The following is a 1,046-nucleotide window of genomic DNA, read 5'->3' on the forward strand; positions in this document are numbered from 1 at the left end:
TGGCCCAAAACGCGGGCTTTATTGCGGAGGACCTCATTCTGCACATGACGGAACTGAATTTGGGCACCTGCTGGCTCACTTTTAAGGATGGAGAGGCTGTGAAAAAAGCGCTGGGAATTGAATCCGACAGGCGCGTGGTGGTTCTGGCTGCGTTCGGCGTTGAGAAAAAGGCCGCCAAGCGGCTTTTCCTCAACATCCAGAACATTTCCAAGGTGGACGCTGTGAAGCGGGAATTTTATTCCCCCCGTCTGGGAATTGAAAGTCTGGTGTATTCCGGCAAGTGGGGCAACAAAGCCGGAGTGGACGAGGAAATCGGCGATATGGACCATCCTCTGTGGCAGGCACTTTACGCCGCCAGCCTTGCGCCCAGTTATCTCAACCGCCAGCCCTACGGGTTTGTGCTGGACGGGGGAGCGGTGGTCCTGATTTCCAAGGACGACGGCTATACCGATGAAAACGAGCAGAAGCTCAATCTTGGAATTGTGATGCTGCATTTTGCCGCCGTGGCAGAACAGACGCTGGGAAAGCGCACCTGGACTCTGGGCGCCTATGACAAGGATTTGGGCTTGCCCTCCGGATACAGAGCCGTGGCCTCCTGCAAGCTGTAATCAAATGCTCCCGGCCGGTCCCTGCAAGCGCGGATGCTTGCAGGGACCGGCCGCTTTTTATGAGAGGAAGGAACCTCAATCTATCCTCAAAGGCAACTTTTGAAGGGCGCTCCTGCGGCACCCGGAGCGCCTGAGACATATAAAACGGGGTTTTGGATTTCAACAGCCGTCAGGTTCTCAAAACGGGAATCTGGCGGCTTAATTGGCGGTGGCGCTCCGCCGCCGATTAAGCCGGAAAGCGCAGGCGTGCGTAGTCCGGCCTGCGGGCAGACGGAGACCCGGAAGCATTCGTCGCTTTCCACGTCGGGGTACTCCCTGTGGAAGCATGCTTCGGGTAAGCGGTAATTTTGCGGAAAGGCCTCTTTCCGCAGGGCTTTTCAAGAAAAATTTTCGACTCATTTTGATAAAAGTTTTCAAATTATATCTTTTTAAGCGTCG

At 55.0% G+C, this 1,046-nt stretch carries 1 protein-coding gene; it reads left to right on the forward strand.

From position 1 onward, the window contains the following. Window positions 1–608: nitroreductase family protein (locus tag B2W96_RS01720; RefSeq protein WP_293007933.1), on the forward strand; the 608-nt coding region annotated here is incomplete at its 5' end. Between the last annotated feature and the right edge of the window lie 438 nt (window positions 609–1,046).

It is taken from the genome of Oscillibacter sp. UBA6647 (assembly GCA_002455655.1).
GTDB lineage: Bacteria > Bacillota > Clostridia > Oscillospirales > Oscillospiraceae > Oscillibacter.